The organism is Azospirillum sp. UENF 211521, from assembly GCF_058780535.1.
In genome coordinates, this window is the sequence record NZ_JBSNCF010000001.1 from 2,931,299 (window position 1) to 2,947,576 (window position 16,278).

A 16,278-nucleotide genomic window follows, 5' to 3' on the forward strand; every position below is an offset into this window, starting at 1 on the left:
CGCGGCGGGCTTAGCCCTGCCCCCTCCAGCCGGACACCATGACCCGTTCGAAGAAGCCATCCGCGCCCCACGGCCAGCCCCCTGCCCCGGCCAAGAGCCATCCCGCATCCAACCGCGAGTCGCGCGGCGACCGCCCCTCCGGGCGGGGCGCGCAGGGCGTCCTGCTCTACGGCCTGCACCCGGTGTCGGCGGCGTGGCTGAATCCGGAACGGCGCATCCACCGCCTGATTGCCACGGAAGCGGGCCGCGCCGCCCTGGAGCCGGTGCTGGCCCAGGCCAAGGCCCGCGGGCTGCTGCGGCCGAACCTGATGCCGGCCGACCGCAACGACCTGGACCGCATGCTGCCGCCGGGCGCCGTGCATCAGGGCGTGGCGGTGGATGTCGCCCCGCTGGACGAGATCGGCATCGAGGACATCTGCGCGGAGGCCGATTCGGAGCCGTCGGCGCTCATCGTCGTCCTCGACCAGGTGACCGACCCGCACAACGTCGGGGCGATCCTGCGCTCCGCCTCGGCCTTCGGCGCCAAGGCGGTGGTGGTGACCGAGCGCAACGCCCCGGAGACCACCGGCGTGCTCGCCAAGAGCGCCTCGGGCGCGCTGGAGTCGGTGCCGCTGGTCCGCGTCACCAACCTCGCCCGCGCGCTGGCCGACCTTCAGCAGGCCGGCTTCTGGACCGTCGGCCTCGCCGAGTCGGGGACGAGCACGCTCGCCCAGTGCAACCTGACCGGCCGCACCGCGCTGGTGCTGGGAGCGGAGGGCGCCGGACTGCGCCGCCTGACCATGGAGCGCTGCGACGTCATCGCCCGCCTGCCGACCCAGGGGCCGGTCGGCAGCCTCAACGTGTCCAACGCCGCCGCCGTCGCCCTCTACGAGGTCGCCCGGCTGCGCTGACGCATCGCCGTTCGCGCCGCTCAGGTGAGGCTTGCCGCGGACCGCGCGGGACGCTAGTGTAAGCGCCCGCCGCGGTTTGGCCGGGCGGCGCGCCGGTTTAGCTCAGTTGGTAGAGCAGCGGTTTTGTAAACCGAAGGTCGCGGGTTCGAGCCCTGCAACCGGCACCATAGAATTCCAGTGGTTGGAGGCCGCCTCCGGGCGGCCTCAACCCTATCGGCGCCCTGCAGGTCTGCCGCCAGCGTCTAAGGCCGGCTGTGGTGCAGCGTCGTGTTGAATCCAAACCCTTCTCTCCGCCTCCTTTCTGGGAATTCGGGACAACTCGATGCCGTCAGCGTTGGCGCAGAATTTCGCGCGCGCCGAAAAACTCTCTCTTCTGTTCTCCATATTCCTCTCAGTTAACAATGATCTCGGATATTTCCCTTATTATGTTTTTGGCCAAATCAATTCTGGAGACCGGAACTCCTTGTCCATCGAAACTTAAGCTGACATAAAATTCCGGGCCATTTCCCTCCCGGAAGCCCTTTTCCTTGAGTCTTACTGACCCGATTTCATGGAGATCATTGACGATCAGACGGAAGCTGCTTGGCGTAAAGCGCCATGAATGGCAGTCGCGATACTCGTCACTGGCTTCCGCCAGCTGAAATGCGGCGAGAGCCTCCGGAAGGCTGTGAACAAAACCCAGCTCGACCGGACAGCCATGCGGCCAAACGATATGGCCGTTTCGCCCGCCCGCATAGGCAAGATGATCAAAAAGCTTCCCGGAAGCATGCTTTCTCGGCAGCTTTTGATGAATGTCCAGCATCTCCCCCACACTTGAGAGGGACTGAAAGACATCGAAGCAATTTCTTTTATCGGGGACGACCAAAACCAGGGCGCCATCAGGCTTTAACAGCGTCTCGCAATCTTTCAAGAACCCAATGAAGTCCACACAATGCTCAATCATGTGGGATGCGACGATGTAATCGAAGCAGTTCTCATCCTCGACGGCCTTCGATACCGGACCGCCATTTGTCACATAGTCCACATCCTCGATGTGATCAGAGCTTAAATTATGCAGTTTTCGTAAATAGTCGTGGCCTGCATAATCAGCAATGCGTATGTTGTAGCCATCTCTTTTAGGCATGACCGGATTATAACTTGCCCCTATCTCCAAGCCGAGGCCACTTGTATTTATCATTGATCTTATAATTTCATTCCTATCCATTGATAGTCTCTTCCTTCAATTTTTCCTGCGGAAATTTTCATTTTCCGGACTTGGGATTGATCCACGTCTTGCGATTTCGATCCGAAACAATCTAATTCGCACAATCATCCACTCAAAAGAGAAATTTTCGCGCGGACGTCGCGCTTCGGATTGCCCCTTGGCCAGGCACGGCAATCATTGGGTCCCGTCCGGGCTTTCTATGCCCATCGAAACGTCCGGCCGCGGCTTTGACGCTGTGAACGCCGTTGCAATTCCTGATAAACTCCACCCGTTGAGAAGCCCGCCTGAAGCCCACCGATTCAAAGGAGCACTTCCGGAAACGGCTCCAGCCCCGCAACCCCCCCGCACCTCTCTGTCGCCGGATCGGTCCTCACAATCACGCCCATCATGCCGCACCACCGCACCGCCAATTCCCTCATCCCAACCGGCTCCGGCGTCATCGACGCGGAGCATGGCGCCATTCTCGACCTCCTTTCAGCGATGAACGCAGGCGGCCCGCTCGGACTCGCGGAGTTGACCGCGCTGCGGCACGAGGTGGCCGAGCATTTCGCCACGGAGGCAGCGGAGATGGCCGTCCTGGCCGCCGATCGGCGGGACCGGCACGAGCAGGCCCACCGCAACTACCTCGCCATCATCGATGCCCTACTGGACGCCGCCACGCGCGGCCATCCGCCAACCGGTGACGACGCGAATCGGCTGATGCTGTGGTTCATCGTTCATTCCAACACCGCCGACACCGAACTGGTGGAGGCCGCCCGGCGGGCCGGAGACGAGCCGCCGATGATCTCCATGGATGATTGGCTCGACAGCCTGGACGAGGCGGACCAAGACGCCCTGCGCTCCTGACGCGGCCCTGGGCCCTCGTTCCGGGGGAACCGCGCCTCCGCGGACCGGTTGGGAGAAGGGACGATCCCTTCCCGCAACCGACCCAGGTTCCCTCATGGACAAACCCGATACCCCCAATGCCGGGGCGCAGCGGCTGCGCGACGCCATCGACAAGGGGCTGACCGGCGACAAGATCCCCGCCTCCGACCCCGCCGCGGCCCCGCTGGGCACCGACGACGAGGCTGCGGGCACCCGGCCGCCCCCCGCCGCCAGCGCCCACGATCCGGCTCCTCCCGACGCCCGCGCACCCTCGGGCCACTCCAAGGGCGCCGACGCCTTCCGCAAGGGCGACCTCCCCTACGGCGAGGGGGTCCGCGACGACGGCTGAAGCGACGGCGAACGTCGGCGGATGGAGGCTGCGCAAAAAAATGTCCCTCTTCCGCGTGGGAAGAGGGACATCGTCATGGCGTCGAATGCTGGCGGGGCGCCTGCCCCAGTCTTCCGAAACGAATGAGCCGTCTGGCGAGTGTTCGGAACCCGGCGCCGATCAGAAATAACGCTCCGGCACGCGCAGCACGTCGTCGGGCATCACCGGAGTGGTGATCGGGGCGCGGCGCAGCTCTTTCTTGGGATCGGCCCCGCGGGTGATCAGGACGTAGTCCTCCTTGGCGCGGTAGGTGTAGCCGCCGGCCATCGCCACCGCCGACAGGGCGGTCATGCCGTTGACGTACTGGTACTGGCCGGGGTTGCGGACCTCGCCCAGGATGAAGAAGGGCCGGTGGTTCAGCACCTCGACGCTGACCTTGGCGTCGCGGACGTAGCCCTGCGACAGGCGCTTGGAAATGTCGGCCTCCAGCTCGCGCGGGGTATGGCCGCGGGCCGTCACCTCGCCGATCAACGGCATGGCGACCTTGCCCGACCCGTCGACGCGGAACTCGCCGGATAGCTGCTCCTCGCCGAAGACGATGACGCGCAGCGCGTCGCCGGCCCCCAGGCGGTAGTCCGTCATCTGGGCGACGCCGGGCGGTTCGAGAGGGGCATCCTGGCCACCGGCGCAGCCGACCATCGCGGCGGCGACCACGGTCATTCCGAGCGCGCGGAACACGTTACGTCAATTCATCCCTAACCCTTCTCCATAGCTCGTGAGGACATCGGGCCCGCGCTCCGCGGACGAAGCGGCCAAACCCTGAGCGGTCACGGAGGGAGACTAGCAACTCACACGCGCTTGGGAAAAAGTGGAGAGGAAGTAACGCCAACGGAGGAAAAGGATTCGCGTCACCGTATAGGCGGAAATGCAAAAGGGGCGCCCATCGGCCGATGGACGCCCCCCTCATTATGCCTTGAACAACCCGCTTACATCTGGGCGCCGACGCGCAGATAGACCAGATTGTCGGAATAATCGAAGCCACTGAGGTTCGAGTTACGCTTTTCGTAAGTATAACCACCATTCACGAAGACATAGCGGCTGAGCTGGTAGCTGGCGCCGGCCCCCAGCGTGTAAACGTCGTCGGTGCGGTCCACGCCGTTGAAGTCGTCCTGGCGCCACTGGACGCGGGCGTTCAGCAGCAAGGTGCGCAGAAGCTCGTGGTCCACGCCGACGGCGGCGACGGTGCGGTTGTAGCTCGACGCGATCTGGCTGCCGCGGGCGTAGGTCGATTCGCGGACCTGACGGCTGAGCGAGCCGGTGACCGAGGTGAGCTGGGTCACCGACCAGTTCAGGCGGCCGCCCAGGGCCAGACCACCGAAATCCTTCAGCGTCGGATCGTCGTAGGTCCGGCTCAGATAACCGGCATAGATCTCGCCGTTGATCAGGCCGGTCAGGTCGGTGGACAGGCCGCCGACGACCTCGTAGCCGTCCGAGTCGCGGTTGACGCCGCCAAAATCCGGGGTCAGCCGGTACCGGGTCCAGTTGTAGGACCCCTGGACGAAGGCCTCGTAGCCCTGGATGAACTCGTAGCCGGCGCGGGCGGTGCCCGTGTAGCTCCAGCGGTCGCGGTCCTCCTGAGACTCCGACCGCCCGTTGGTCAGTTCGGCGTCCTGGTAGGAGGTGTACTGGGCGCCGCCGGTCACGCGCAGGCGCAGGCGGTTGAAGCGCTGGTTGAACGACGCCTCGCCGCCGTGGGTGAAGTAGTTCACCGGCTCCGCGAAGCGCGGCACCACGGTGCCGGTGCCCAGCGACACGTCGAAGTTCGGGTCGGACCGCCCCTCATGGTCGCGGCGGCTGAACAGCAGGCCGCTGACCGAGCTGTCGCGGGTGATGTCGTAGCGGCCGTCCACCTGGGCCCGGTAATCGGCGTAGTTCTCCGACGAGTAGTCGAAGAAGCGGCCGATGTTGCCGGAGGCCGAGAAGTTCAGGGCGTGGTTGTTGAAATCCGAACGCACGTCGACGCGCGGCTGGGTGACCCAGATGAAGTCGTCGCGGGTGTCGTTCTCGGTCGCGAAGACGTTGCTTTCATAGGTCAGGCCGGTCTCGATGCGCGGCAGGATACGGAACGATCCGGCGCGGATGCCGAGCTGCTCGACCTCCGGACGGCGGCGCTCCAGCACGGATTCACCGGGCTGCAGTTCCTGGGCGCTCACCGGCGTGGCCGCGGGCAGCGCCGTCAGCACGGTGGACGCGAGCGCGAGGGCGAGGAAGGACAGGGAGCTGGGCTTCATGGGTCACCGCGCTAGGCTGAAATCAGTGGCTCGTATCGGGCGGCCGAATGGCCTCGGAATGTGCATTCGCCGCTCCGGCAGAAGCGGACAGTCGCTGCAAAGACAACTCATAGCGTGATGTCCGTGCAACAGTGAAGCCGTTCGGCCGTGGTTTTTGCCCGCGCCTGTGTTGTTGGCGCAACAAGACTTGCGTCAGACGGGCGCTCTATTGCCATACGCCCGCATCATTAGAGCTAAGGTCATACGACCGCGAAACGACGGGCCCGCCTCCGCGGGAACCAGCCGGCAGCGGCGGCCGTTCACGCAAGGGCGGTCCGAGAGCCGCGTCAAAGGAATTCATCAGAAGGCGCCCAGCATGACCAGCCCCCCGACCACACAACCGACCACACCGTCGCCGCCCAAATCGCCCCGCCATCCCGGAGACGACGTCGTGATGCCGCCCTACACGCCCGGAAGCGTTCCGCCACCGGATGGCGACCTTCCGAAGTCCGATCGCGAAAGGACTCCGCCGCCGAACACCTATCCGCCGAAACAAAACCCATAATCGAAATGCGGACAAGCGTCTGGTAGGACCAAAACACACCCGCATATGCAGATTGCCGCCCAGTCCCCCGGTAAGATTCCTGAAACGCACGCCTCATCTTCGTTCGCGAGTGCTTTGCATTTCAAATAGTGACAGGGCCTCGACTGTGGCCGTATGCCGCAGCGGCGAGCGTTGCCTATTGCGACATCCACCCCTAGGCTTCAAAGCGAAGCCTGCTGCATTTGGCGAAGGCCCGGGAACATTCCCCGGGATGGCTGCCGAACCTGTCGCACGGTGTTCCGCCGACACCCGCCGCAACCGGAAACGGTCCGGCTCCGCAACGCTCGTGTGCGCCCATGGATCAGATCGCCCATCCTCCGACCGACGATTACCTGCTGACCGGGCAGGTCCACTATCGCCTTCGCCGGGCCCACCAGCGCGCGTCCTCCATCTTCATGGACATGATCGGCGATTCCCAGCTCACCCCCACCCAGTGGGGAGCGCTGGTCACGCTGCGGGCCGAAGGGTCGCTGTCGCAGAACCAGCTCGGCCGGCTGACCTTCATGGACCCGGCGACCACCCAGGGCGTGATCCTGCGCCTCGTGGAGCGCAATCTGGTGGAACGCCAGCCGGATCCGCAGGACCGGCGGCGCACCAGCGTCAGCCTGACCCGCGCCGGCCAGTCGCTGGTCAACGCCCTGCTGGAAAACGCCACCCGGGCGCACACCCGCACGCTGGACCCGCTGACCCCGGAGGAGCAGACGACGTTCCTCCTGCTCCTGTCCCGCCTGATGTGACGCCGGCGGTTCCGGCACCGGCCCGCGGAAAACCGGCGTGGTGCGGCGCAACGGAACGGTGACTTTTGCGGTGGGTTTGCTATGAACGCAGACATTGCGTTCACGCTGCCGTTCCATGCGTTCGGGCAGCCGCCAACCGCGCCGGGATACCGCCGACCATGAACCGCCGCCATTTCCTGCTCGCACCGGGCGCCGCCGCCCTCGCCGCCGCCCTTTGCGTCGCCGCGCCGTCGGCATCCCACGCCCAGGCGGGAAGCCAGCCGATCCGCGTCGGCGAGATCAACAGCTACACCGGCCTGCCGGCCTTCACGATCCCCTACCGCCAGGGCTGGCAGCTCGCGGTGGAGGAGGTGAACGCAGCGGGCGGCCTGCTCGGCGGGCGCAAGCTGGAGGTCGTCTCCCGCGACGACGCCGGCAAGCCCGACGACGCCGTGCGCGTCGCGCAGGAGCTGCTGTCGAACGAGAAGGTCGAGCTGCTGGCCGGCACCTACTTCTCCCACGTCGGGCTGGCCGTGGCCGACTTCGCCGCGCGCAACAAGCTGCCCTTCGTGGCGGCGGAGCCGCTGACCGACGCCATCACCTGGACCAAGGGCAACCGCTACACCTTCCGCCTGCGCCCCAGCACCTACATGCAGGCGGCCATGCTGGTGGAGGAGGCGGCGAAGCTGCCGGCCAAGCGCTGGGCCACCGTCGCCCCCAACTACGAGTACGGCCAGTCGGCGGTGCAGTGGTTCCGCCAGCTCCTGTCGGAAAAGCGCCCGGACGTCGAGTTCGTCGCCGAGCAGTGGCCGGCCCAGGGCAAGCTGGAGGCCGGGCCGACCGTGCAGGCGCTGGCCGCGGCCAAGCCCGACGCCATCTTCAACGTCACCTTCGGCGCCGACCTCGCCAAGTTCGTGCGCGAGGGCGAGGGGCGCGGCCTGTTCCGCAACCGCACCGTCGTCAGCCTGCTGACCGGCGAGCCGGAATATCTCGATCCGATGAAGGACGAGGCGCCGGAGGGCTGGATCGTCACCGGCTACCCGCAGGAGCAGATCGACACGCCGGAGCACAAGGCCTTCCGCGAGGCCTATGTGAAGCGCTTCAACGAACCGCCGCGCCAGGGCTCGGTCGTCGGCTACGCCACCTTCAAGGCCATCGCCGCCGCCGTGGAAAAGGCCGGCTCCACCGACGCCGAAAAGGTCGTGGACGCCCTGTCCGGGTTGGCCCTGTCCAGCCCCTTCGGCCCGATCACCTTCCGCGCGCTCGACCATCAGGCGACGATGGGCGCCTATGTCGGCAAGACCACGGTGAAGGACGGCCAGGGCGTGATGACCGGCTGGCGCTACGCCGACGGCGCGGACTATCTGCCGTCCGACGAGGCGGTCCGCAAGATGCGTCCGGAGTAAGGGACGGAGTCTTGCCCCCACCCTTCCCGCGCCTTCGCCGCGGGCCCCTTCCCTCCCCCGCTTCGCAGGAGAGGGAGCTTGATCCCCTCCCCTGCGGAGCTCCCGCGCAAACCTTTGGTTTGCGCTGACGCGGCAGGCGGACCAAAGGTCCGCCGAGAGCGGGGGAGGGTTAGGGAGGGGGCAAGCCCTCGCTCCCCCGCAGACTGCCGAAAAGAGCCGATGTCCTTCTACCTCGTGCAATTCCTCAGCGGCCTCGCCACGGCGGCGACGCTGTTCCTGGTGTCGTCCGGGCTGACCATCGTGTTCGGCGTGACGCGGATCGTGAATTTCGCGCACGGCTCCTTCTACATGCTCGGCGCCTATCTCGGCTGGACGCTGGTGGAGCGCTGGGGGACCACGCCGCTGGGCTTCTGGGGCGCGGTGGCTGCAGCAGCGCTGGCGGGCGGGCTGCTCGGCGCGCTGATGGAGGTCGGGCTGCTGCGCCGCCTCTACCGCTCGCCGGAGCTGTTCCAGCTGCTCGCCACCTTCGGCGTGGTGCTGGTGGTGCAGGACGCCGCCTCGTGGATCTGGGGGTCGGAGGATCTGCTTGGACGCCGGGCGCCGGGGCTGCGCGGCTCCGTGGACATCCTGGACCAGCCCTTCCCGCTCTACGACCTCGTGCTGATCGGGCTGGGGCCGCTGGTGCTGGGGTTGCTCTGGCTGCTGTTCAACCGCACGCGCTGGGGCACGCTGGTCCGCGCGGCGACCCAGGACCGCGACATGGCCTCGGCGCTCGGCGTCGATCCGGCGCGGCTGTTCACCGGGGTGCTGTTCCTGGGGTCGGCCCTGGCCGGGCTCGGCGGCGCGCTCCAGGTCCCGCGCGAGGCGGTGAACCTGCACATGGACATGGCCATCGTCGTCGAGGCCTTCGTCGTCGTCGTGGTCGGCGGCATGGGCAGCCTGACCGGCGCCTTCATCGCCTCGCTGCTGATCGGGCAGTTGCAGGCCTTCGGCATCCTGGTCTTCCCGCAAATCACGCTGGTCCTGGTCTTCCTGTTCATGGCGGTGGTGCTGGTCATCCGTCCCTACGGGCTGCTCGGCCGCGCCGAGGACGCGCCGCCCACCGCCGCCAGCCCCGGCCCGCCGCTGAGCGCCGCGACCGGAGTGGCGCGCTGGGCGCCCGCCCTGCTGCTCGCCCTGCTGGCGGCGGTGCCGCTGGTCGCCGGCGACTACGCGCTGATTGTGCTGACCGAGGTGGTGATCCTGGCGCTGCTGGCGGCCAGCCTGCATCTGCTGATCGGGCTGGGCGGCCTCGTCTCCTTCGGGCACGCCGCCTATTTCGGGCTGGGCGCCTACGGCGCGGCCCTGCTGGTCAAGCATCTCGCCGCCCCCATGCCGCTGGCGCTGGCCGCCGCCCCGCTGCTCGCCGGGCTGGGCGCGCTGGCCGCCGGCTGGTTCTGCGTGCGGCGGTCGGGGCTGTATTTCGCCATGCTCACCCTGGCCTTCGCGCAGATCGTCTGGTCGGTGACTTTCCAGTGGTACGGCGTCACCGGCGGCGACAATGGCATCCTCGGCGTCTGGCCGCCGGACTGGGCGGCCGGCAAGGCGGCCTATTACTGGCTGACGCTGGCGCTGGCCGGCGGCGCGCTGCTGCTGCTGCGCCGCGCCGCCTTCGCGCCCTTCGGCTACACGCTGCGCGCCGGGCGCGACTCCGCGCTGCGCGCCGAGTTGGTGGGCATCGACGTCCGGCGGCACCAGTGGCTGAGCTTCGCCCTGGCCGGCTCCGTCGCCGGTCTGGCCGGTGGGCTCTACGCCTTCGCCAAGGGCAGCGTCTTCCCCACCCTGATGGCCGTGCCGGTGTCGGTGGACGCTCTGGTCATGGTGCTGATGGGCGGCATCCAGACGCTGAGCGGCCCGGTGGCGGGGGCGGCCCTGTTCCACCTGCTGGAGACCGAGGCGATGAGCCGGACCGACTGGTGGCGGCTGGTTCTGGGCGCCGTCATTCTGGTGCTGGTTCTGGCCTTTCCCAAGGGTGTCGCCGGCTTCGTCCGCGACCTGTGGACCCGCGGGAGGGACTCATGAGCCGCCGCCTCGCCGTCGAAAATCTCCAGCGCGCCTTCGGCGGCGTGCAGGCCGTGCGCGGCGTGTCCTTCGCGCTGGACGCCGGGGAGGTGCTGGCGCTGATCGGGCCGAACGGCGCCGGCAAAACGACCTGCTTCAACCTGCTGAACGGCCAGTTGCGGCCCGACGCGGGCACGGTGCGGCTCGACGGGGTGGACATCATCGGCCTGCCGCCGCGGCGCATCTGGCGGATGGGCGTCGGGCGCACCTTCCAGATCACCGCCACCTTTGCCTCGATGACGGTGCGCGAGAACGTGCAGATGGTCCTGCTCTCCGTCCATCGGCGCCTGTTCGGGCTGTGGACCCCGGCCGCCTCCGGCTTCCGCGACGAGGCGATGGCCCTGCTGGAGCGCGTCGGCATGGGCGCCCAGGCGGAGCGCCCATGCGGCGTGTTGGCCTATGGCGACCTGAAGCGCGTCGAACTCGCCATGGCGCTGGCCGGCGACCCGAAAATCCTGCTGATGGACGAACCCACCGCCGGCATGGCCCCCGGCGAGCGGCAGGAACTGATGGCGCTGACCTCCTCCCTCGTCCGCGAGCGCGGCCTCGCCGTCCTGTTCACGGAGCATGACATGGACGTCGTGTTCGGCCACGCCACCCGCATCATCGTGCTCGACCGCGGCCAGTTGATCGCCGAGGGCACGCCCGACGCCGTGCGCGCCGACCCGAAGGTGCAGGCCGTCTATCTGGGAGGTGCCGCATGACCGTCCCGCCGCTTCTGAGAAGTCCGCGGGCTTCAGGCCTGGTACGGGCGCGCCCACATCCTGACCGGAGTCGATCTGGCGGTGGGCCGGGGCGAGGTGGTCGCCCTGATGGGCCGCAACGGCGCCGGCAAGACGACGACGATGAAGGCGATCATGGGCCTTCTCGACCGGCGGTCCGGCGCGGTGGCCTTCGACGGGCGCGACGTCTCGGGCCTGCCGCCGCACCGCATCGCGCGGCTCGGCCTCGGCTACGTGCCGGAGGACCGCCGCGTCTTCACCGACCTGACGGTGGAGGAAAATCTGGAGGTCGGCCGCCAGCCGCCCCGCGACGGCGCGCCCCACTGGACGCCGGAGCGGCTCTACGCCCTCTTCCCCAACCTCGCCGAGATGCGGGGCCGCCGCGGCGGGCGGATGAGCGGCGGGGAGCAGCAGATGCTGACGCTCGCCCGCACGCTGATGGGCAACCCGTCGCTCCTGCTGCTCGACGAGCCATCCGAGGGGCTGGCCCCGCGCATTGTGCAGCAGATGGCCGACGCCCTGCGCGCCCTGAAGGCCGAGGGGCTGTCGATCCTCGTGTCCGAACAGAATCTTGCCTTCGCCGCCGCGGTCGCCGACCGCGCGAGCGTCATCGAGAAGGGGCAGATCCGCTTCGAAGGTCCGATGCGGACGCTGCTGGAGGATGAAACGGTGCGCCGGGCCTATCTGGCGGTATGAGGGCTGGCGGTGTGAGGGCTGGCGGTGTGAAGACTTACACCAGCATGTCGAGGACGCGCTTGGTGTTCTCCTGCGCGGCCTGCATCACCTTGACGTTGGCGGCAAAGTCGGTCTGGGCCGAGGACAGGCTGACCACCACCGCCGGGTCGAGGTTGCCGGCGGCGAGTTGCGCCCCGGCCTCGTCAGCGCGGGACTGGGCGCCCTGAAGCCCCGCCAGGGCGGAGGCCTGAGCATCGGGCAGGGACGGCATCCGCGGTGCGCCGGGCGCGCTGATGTCCATGGTGGGGACCCTCGATTGATCGGCGACCACCCTACCCCTTTTTTGGTGGAAATGCGACAGGGAGCGCCGGCTCGTTCAGCCCTCAGCCAGCCAGCCGGCCAGACGGTCGAGGAAGGCGCCGGCCTCCGCCGGGTCCTTCAGGCTCCATGCGGCGGCGCTGGGGGCCGGCGGGTCCATGACGCGGATGCCGGCGCCACGCCCCTCTCCACGCGCCGCCAGGGCGCGGAAGGCGTCCTCGTCCGTCTCGTCGTCGCCGAGATAGAGCGGCAGCGTCTCCGGCCCTGCCAGATCCAGGGTGTCGAGCAGCGAGAGCACCGCCTTGCCCTTGTCCCAGGGGACGTTGGGCCGCAACTCGTGGATCTCCTTGCCGCCGGTGACGCGCAGGTTCGGAAAGGCCGCCGCGACCTCCCGCACCACGTCGCCGACCGGCGCCTTGCGCTCCGCGGCGACCCGCCGGGTGTGGATGGCGATGGCGAAGCGCTTGCGCTCGACCAGCGCGCCCTCGACGCCGTTCAGGCGCCGCCGCAGGTCCGTCTCCGCGGCGTCGAGGTCGCCCAGATACTCCTCGCCGATCTGCGTGCGCAGGCCGGGACCGCGGATGTCGAAGCCGTGGCTGCCGGCGTAGATCAGGTTGTCGATCCCGACATGGCGGGCCACGTCGTCGAGGTCCCGCCCGCTGACCACCGCCACCGGGCACAGCCCGGCCAACCGCCGGATCACCGCGCGCACGGAGTCGTCGAGGATCGCCAGATCGGGCCGCTCCACGATGGGCGTCAGGGTCCCGTCATAGTCGAGGAAGACGGCGGGCCGCCGGTCGCCCAGCATCGCCGCGAAGGCGTCGAACCGGACGAGCGCCGACGGCTTGCCTGCGCTGGAAGCGGGGGACGGCTGATTGGTCACGGTCGGCTCTCCTCATCGTCGGCAGGCATCGTCGGCGGGCGCGGTCGCACCGGCGCACGATCGGAACAACGGGAAAGCGCGCCTTGGGGTCCGGATGCGTCAATCAACGATGTTATCGCACCCGATACGATTGTGACTCTCCGGTCACAGCGACCCCGGAAAAAGCAACGGCCCCGCAGGGGGCCATTGCTTCGGGGTTTTCACCCACCTGAGATCTTTGTTAATTTTGCAGCGCAGCAAGAGATTGCTGCTTCGCCCTTCTTGGGCGTTTCCTCCCTAAACTCAGGCCGCTGTTCGTCAGCGGCCTTTTTTCTGCCAGAAACCTGTCCCTTCTGGCAATCCCTAACAAACACCATACCCCAACAAATCCAGCGGCATAATCCGCACAGAGCGCGGGGTTTTGCCGTGCGACGCCCCCTTGCGCCGCGGGGCCCGCCGGGTTTTCCTGTCGGCCCATCGCCTATTCCCCCGCCGCAGCCCACCGGGTGCCGACTTGAATCACGCACACAGCCCCGCCGCCGACCGGCCGCTCAAGGCTCTGGTCAACGCCACGCTCCACACCGGCGATTCGGTGCTGGCGGGCGCCGCCCTGCTGATCGACGGCCCGGCCATCACCGCCATCATCGCGCCCGAGGCGATCCCGGCCGAGGCCGCGGTGACGGACCTGGGCGGCGGCGTCCTCGCCCCCGGCTTCATCGACCTCCAGGTGAACGGCGGCGGCGGTGCGCTGTTCAACGACACGCCCGACCTGCCGACGCTGCGCCGCATCGCCGAGGCGCACCGCCGCTTCGGCACCACCGGCCTGCTGCCCACCCTCATCACCGATTCGGCGGAAAAGCGCGCCGCCGCCGTCGCTGCGGTGCGCGCCGCCATGGCGGAGGGGATGCCCGGCGTGCTCGGCATCCATCTGGAAGGCCCGCACATCGCGCCGGAGCGCCGCGGCGTCCATGACGCGCGCTTCATCGCGCCCCCCGACGCCGACGACCTCGCCCTGCTCGGCGGCCTCTCCGGCCTGCCGGCGCTGGTCACGCTGGCGCCGGAAGCGGTTCCGCCAGAGCCGGTCCGCCGGCTGGCCGCCGCCGGCCTGCGCATCGCCGCCGGCCACAGCGCCGCCAGCTGGACGCAGGCCAAAGCCGGCTTCGCCGCCGGCATCACCGGGGTGACCCACCTGTTCAACGCCATGAGCCCGCTCGGCTCGCGCGAACCCGGCATGGTCGGGGCCGCGCTGGAGGACGACGCGGTCTGGTGCGGGATCATCGTCGACGGGCACCACGTCCACGACGCCTCCGTCCGGCTGGCCTGGAAGGCGAAGGCCCGTGGCCGGCTGTTCCTGGTGACCGACGCGATGCCCCCGGTCGGTGCGCCCGCCCCTCACTTGGCCGGCAGCTTCCAGCTCTACGGCGAGGACATCCGGGTGGAGGACGGGCGTTGTGTCACCGCCGACGGCACGCTGGCCGGGTCGGCCCTGGACATGGCGACGGCGGTGCGCAACGCCGTGGAGCGGGTCGGCATCCCGCTGGACGAGGCGCTGCGCATGGCCGCCGCCTATCCCGCCGACTTCATGGGCATGGCGGGACGGCGCGGCCGCATCCGGCCCGGTCTGGCCGCCGACCTCGTGCATCTCGACGAGCGGCTGCGGGTGCGGGCGACCTGGATCGGCGGCAAAATGGCGCTTTCGTGAAACACCCCCTGCACGCGCACGCAAAACTGTCGTATAGAGGCGCCAGAATTTCGACCCTCATACGCAGCTTCGAGGAGAGTTACCCATGGACATCGCCCTGATGGTTCTGGCCGTCGTGTTCTTCTTCTGGCAGACCGTTTCCGAGTGATCGGAGGCCGGGTCTCCGGACACGCGAAAGGGCGGCTCCCCGGCGGAGCCGCCCTTTCGCGTTATGGGAGGCCCCGCCGGCGTCGTCAGTCGGCCAGCGCGCCGCCATGGATCTGCGGGTGTTCCAGCCGCGCATGGGCGGAGGCGACGAGCCTCAACGTCTCCATGATCGTGCCGATCGCCTCGTTCAGGTCGGCCCGGCCGGCCGGCATAGGCATCCCCGACAGCACCGATTCCAGGTCGTCGGCGGCGTCCTGAAGGCGCACGCAGGCTTCCTCCAACTGACGTTTGGCCAGTACGCCATTCGCAGGAAGCGACGCCGCCGCTTTCTGCATATTGCGATAGGCATTTTGATTTGCAGTTTGCAGCGAAGACCCGCGCTGCCCCTTCTGAAACCCCGTGATGAAGCCGAACATGGGCCCTCTCCCTTCCGTGTCGGAGGGTATAGAGCAAAAGCTGCGCCAATTTAGAGACATTGCCCTTAGGCATCATGCCGCGGACCGACGGAATCAGTCCTTGGGCCAAAGCCACGCCGCGCCGCGCATACCGCTTTCGGCGCCATGGCGCGCCCGGAGGAAGCGGGTGCGCGGCGCCGGGCTCAGCGCCCAGCGCCCCCACAGGGCCGGCACGGCCTCATAAAGCCCCGGCAGGTCCGACAGACCGCCGCCGACCACCACCGCGTCGGGGTCGAGCAGGTTGATGACGGCGGCCAGCGCGCGGGCCAGCGCGTCGGCGTGGCGGGCCAGCGTCGCCCGGGCCTGCGCGTCGCCGGCCATGGCGCGGGCGGCGATCTCCGGAGGGTCCAGCGCTTCCCCGGTGCGCCAGTGGTGCAGGCGGGCCAGCCCGGCGCCGCACAGCAGCGTCTCGATGCAGCCCTCCCGCCCGCAGCCGCAGGGCACAGGCGGGCCGTCCTCCGCCACCCGCCAGGGCAGCGGGTTGTGCCCCCATTCCCCGGCGAGGGCGTTGGCGCCGGCCAGGATGCGCCGGTCCGCGACGATCCCGCCGCCGACCCCGGTGCCGAGGATGATCCCGAAGACCAGCGGCGCCGCGGCGGCGGCCCCGTCCACCGCCTCCGAAAGGACAAAGGCGTTGGCGTCGTTGGCGATCCGCACCGGACGGCCCAGCGCCCGCGCCAGATCGGCGGCGAAGGGCCGGCCGTCGAGCCAGGGCAGGTTGACCGCGCGCACCGTGCCGGCGGCGCCGTCGACGATGCCGGGCAGGCACAGCCCGACCGTGGCGTCCTCGCACCCCGCCCGCTCCTCCAGCGCCGCCACGGCGCCGGCCAGCGCCTGCAGCGTCTCCGCATAGCCGCGCGGCGTGGCGGCGCGATGCCGCGCCCGCTCCGTCCCGTCCGGAGCCAGGAGGGTGGCGGCGATCTTGGTGCCGCCCAGATCGACGCCGATTCGCATCGGACCCATGCCCATGACGGACTCCCAGCGCGGGTGGACAGTGAAGGGGGTGGAAAAGCAG

General features: G+C 68.6%; 16 protein-coding genes and 1 tRNA gene. 10 read left to right on the top strand and 7 right to left on the bottom strand.

Annotation, left to right across the window (positions count from 1 at the left end):
• Window positions 1-38 precede the first annotated feature (38 nt).
• Both rlmB and ACWPN5_RS13835 read left to right on the top strand, forming a co-directional pair.
• Window positions 39-890: a 23S rRNA (guanosine(2251)-2'-O)-methyltransferase RlmB gene (gene rlmB / locus ACWPN5_RS13830; RefSeq protein WP_200479562.1), complete on the top strand. Its 852-nt coding sequence runs from the start codon at window positions 39-41 to the stop codon at window positions 888-890.
• Window positions 891-981: 91 nt separating this feature from the next.
• A tRNA-Thr gene (locus ACWPN5_RS13835) sits at window positions 982-1,057 on the top strand.
• A gap of 224 nt (window positions 1,058-1,281) precedes the next feature.
• Here ACWPN5_RS13835 and ACWPN5_RS13840 read toward each other — a convergent pair.
• On the bottom strand, window positions 1,282-2,094 hold the full coding sequence (locus tag ACWPN5_RS13840; RefSeq protein WP_145681630.1) for a methyltransferase domain-containing protein: 813 nt from the start codon (window positions 2,092-2,094) through the stop codon (window positions 1,282-1,284).
• 387 nt (window positions 2,095-2,481) lie between these two features.
• Here ACWPN5_RS13840 and ACWPN5_RS13845 point away from each other — a divergent pair, with 387 nt between their 5' ends.
• Both ACWPN5_RS13845 and ACWPN5_RS13850 read left to right on the top strand, forming a co-directional pair.
• Window positions 2,482-2,940, top strand: a complete 459-nt coding sequence (locus ACWPN5_RS13845; protein WP_492295850.1) for a hemerythrin family protein — start codon at window positions 2,482-2,484, stop codon at window positions 2,938-2,940.
• A gap of 94 nt (window positions 2,941-3,034) precedes the next feature.
• Complete coding sequence (locus ACWPN5_RS13850) at window positions 3,035-3,307, top strand: hypothetical protein (protein WP_200479559.1); 273 nt, start codon at window positions 3,035-3,037, stop codon at window positions 3,305-3,307.
• Between the two features lie 159 nt (window positions 3,308-3,466).
• Here the strand turns inward: ACWPN5_RS13850 and ACWPN5_RS13855 are convergent, their stop codons facing one another.
• Together ACWPN5_RS13855 and ACWPN5_RS13860 are read right to left on the bottom strand one after the other, a co-directional pair.
• On the bottom strand, window positions 3,467-4,024 hold the full coding sequence (locus ACWPN5_RS13855; RefSeq protein WP_492295851.1) for a polysaccharide biosynthesis/export family protein: 558 nt from the start codon (window positions 4,022-4,024) through the stop codon (window positions 3,467-3,469).
• Between the two features lie 248 nt (window positions 4,025-4,272).
• Window positions 4,273-5,577, bottom strand: coding sequence for an outer membrane beta-barrel protein (locus ACWPN5_RS13860; protein ID WP_145679991.1), 1,305 nt, complete (start codon window positions 5,575-5,577; stop codon window positions 4,273-4,275).
• An 879-nt stretch (window positions 5,578-6,456) separates the two neighbouring features.
• Between ACWPN5_RS13860 and ACWPN5_RS13865 the strand changes: the two genes are divergently transcribed.
• The 5 genes from ACWPN5_RS13865 (at window position 6,457) to ACWPN5_RS13885 (ending at window position 11,800) form a co-directional block, all read left to right on the top strand.
• Window positions 6,457-6,897 carry a MarR family winged helix-turn-helix transcriptional regulator gene (locus tag ACWPN5_RS13865; RefSeq protein ID WP_145679993.1) on the top strand — a complete coding sequence of 147 codons (441 nt, stop codon included), beginning with the start codon at window positions 6,457-6,459 and terminating at the stop codon, window positions 6,895-6,897.
• 158 nt (window positions 6,898-7,055) lie between these two features.
• Complete coding sequence (locus ACWPN5_RS13870) at window positions 7,056-8,282, top strand: ABC transporter substrate-binding protein (RefSeq protein ID WP_145681624.1); 1,227 nt, start codon at window positions 7,056-7,058, stop codon at window positions 8,280-8,282.
• Between the two features lie 219 nt (window positions 8,283-8,501).
• Window positions 8,502-10,343, top strand: a complete 1,842-nt coding sequence (locus ACWPN5_RS13875; RefSeq protein WP_492295854.1) for an ABC transporter permease — start codon at window positions 8,502-8,504, stop codon at window positions 10,341-10,343.
• Window positions 10,340-11,086, top strand: coding sequence for an ABC transporter ATP-binding protein (locus ACWPN5_RS13880; RefSeq protein ID WP_145681620.1), 747 nt, complete (start codon window positions 10,340-10,342; stop codon window positions 11,084-11,086). Before ACWPN5_RS13875 ends, ACWPN5_RS13880 begins: the two co-directional genes overlap by 4 nt.
• Window positions 11,087-11,167: 81 nt before the next feature.
• A complete protein-coding gene (locus tag ACWPN5_RS13885; protein WP_492295857.1) occupies window positions 11,168-11,800 on the top strand; it encodes an ABC transporter ATP-binding protein in 633 nt (210 codons plus the stop codon).
• Window positions 11,801-11,834: 34 nt separating this feature from the next.
• Here the strand turns inward: ACWPN5_RS13885 and ACWPN5_RS13890 are convergent, their stop codons facing one another.
• A complete protein-coding gene (locus ACWPN5_RS13890) occupies window positions 11,835-12,080 on the bottom strand; it encodes a hypothetical protein (protein ID WP_145681617.1) in 246 nt (81 codons plus the stop codon).
• 75 nt (window positions 12,081-12,155) lie between these two features.
• The gene (gene otsB, locus ACWPN5_RS13895; RefSeq protein ID WP_492295860.1) at window positions 12,156-12,980 is read right to left on the bottom strand and encodes a trehalose-phosphatase; all 825 of its coding nucleotides are present in this window, start codon (window positions 12,978-12,980) and stop codon (window positions 12,156-12,158) included.
• 493 nt (window positions 12,981-13,473) lie between these two features.
• On the opposite strand from otsB, the gene nagA reads away from it, so the two are divergent.
• Window positions 13,474-14,661 carry an N-acetylglucosamine-6-phosphate deacetylase gene (gene nagA, locus ACWPN5_RS13900; protein ID WP_492295862.1) on the top strand — a complete coding sequence of 396 codons (1,188 nt, stop codon included), beginning with the start codon at window positions 13,474-13,476 and terminating at the stop codon, window positions 14,659-14,661.
• 233 nt (window positions 14,662-14,894) lie between these two features.
• Here nagA and ACWPN5_RS13905 read toward each other — a convergent pair whose 3' ends face one another.
• The gene (locus ACWPN5_RS13905; RefSeq protein ID WP_145681611.1) at window positions 14,895-15,224 is read right to left on the bottom strand and encodes a hypothetical protein; all 330 of its coding nucleotides are present in this window, start codon (window positions 15,222-15,224) and stop codon (window positions 14,895-14,897) included.
• 93 nt (window positions 15,225-15,317) lie between these two features.
• A complete protein-coding gene (locus tag ACWPN5_RS13910; protein ID WP_492295864.1) occupies window positions 15,318-16,232 on the bottom strand; it encodes an ROK family protein in 915 nt (304 codons plus the stop codon).
• Window positions 16,233-16,278 lie beyond the last annotated feature (46 nt).